This window comes from Amycolatopsis sp. NPDC102389 (genome assembly GCF_044765885.1).
GTDB lineage: Bacteria > Actinomycetota > Actinomycetes > Mycobacteriales > Pseudonocardiaceae > Amycolatopsis.
Genome location: NZ_JBIWKX010000005.1, coordinates 1 through 935 on the forward strand (window position 1 = coordinate 1; position 935 = coordinate 935).

A 935-nucleotide genomic window follows, 5' to 3' on the forward strand; every position below is an offset into this window, starting at 1 on the left:
ACTACCAAACACCCCACGAAACCCGCATAAGCTATCGTCAAGATCTCGCCCTCGTGGCATAAAACCCCGGTGTCCGGTTCCCGGGGACAACCTCAAAGTCACATCCCCGGCCTGGTGACGTGCATGAACGAAGAGGCGCTGAACATGACGCTGTGGCGACGGGATCACCGCGGACATCCAGTCTCGCGCCAGGACTCCTATGCGGCAGGTCCAGCCACGCCACAGGTGCCTACCTCTCAAAGGAACCCTCCTGCGTTCGCGGCCACCGCGGCTGACTGCGATCCCGTGCGGTCGGCGAGCCGGTCGCGGGGCGTCACGCCTCTGCCGCTCTCGGGTGAAGCAGGGCTGAGTTTGGGGGAATAAAGGGCAACAAGAACAAGAAAAGGACCCCAGGCCGCCTTGTCGATTGGTGCTAGGCCGAACGTGTGTAACCGTGGTCATTGTCCGGCGTTCGTGCCGGTCGTCCGAATGTGGCGGCAGCCGCGGCGAAGGCCGGGGCGCGCCAAGCGAGATCCAGTCGGGAGAGGAGGACGAATGGGTGAGACATTCCGCCTGGACCCGGAGGAGGCATCTGCCGCCGCCGCACGCCTGGGTGCGCTGGGAGAGAGGCTGAAGAACTCCCTGCAGGCGCTTGAGGTCACTCTCGACGACCATCACGGGTGCTGGGGTCAGGACGACATCGGCGAGGCGTTCGCCAAGAACTACGTGGACCCCGCGGAACAGACCCGTGAGGGCGCCCGTAAGGCCGATGAGGGGACCGGCCAGCTCAAGGACGGCATCGTCAAGAGGGTCTCCGTCCTGCGCGACTTGGATCAGGAAAGTGCCGCGCGGATCGACGCGGCGACGGGCCAGGGCAGCTGATGACGCGGGGAGCCTGAACTGCCCGTGCGTGGATGAGCGATCCAGGTGGCTGAGAGGCGAACAGAGGAGACGGG

Annotated in this window: 1 protein-coding gene; it reads left to right on the top strand. The window is 65.2% G+C overall.

All coding sequences use genetic code 11. The annotated features are described in order from the left end of the window. Positions 1-534: 534 nt before the first annotated feature. A complete protein-coding gene (locus tag ACIRGA_RS06700) occupies positions 535-861 on the top strand; it encodes a hypothetical protein (protein WP_400937386.1) in 327 nt (108 codons plus the stop codon). Positions 862-935 lie beyond the last annotated feature (74 nt).

Coding starts and splice junctions, on each gene's coding strand:
- ACIRGA_RS06700 (WP_400937386.1), top strand. CDS start 535: ATGGGTGAGACATTCCGCCTGGACCCGGAGGAGGCATCTGCCGCCGCC.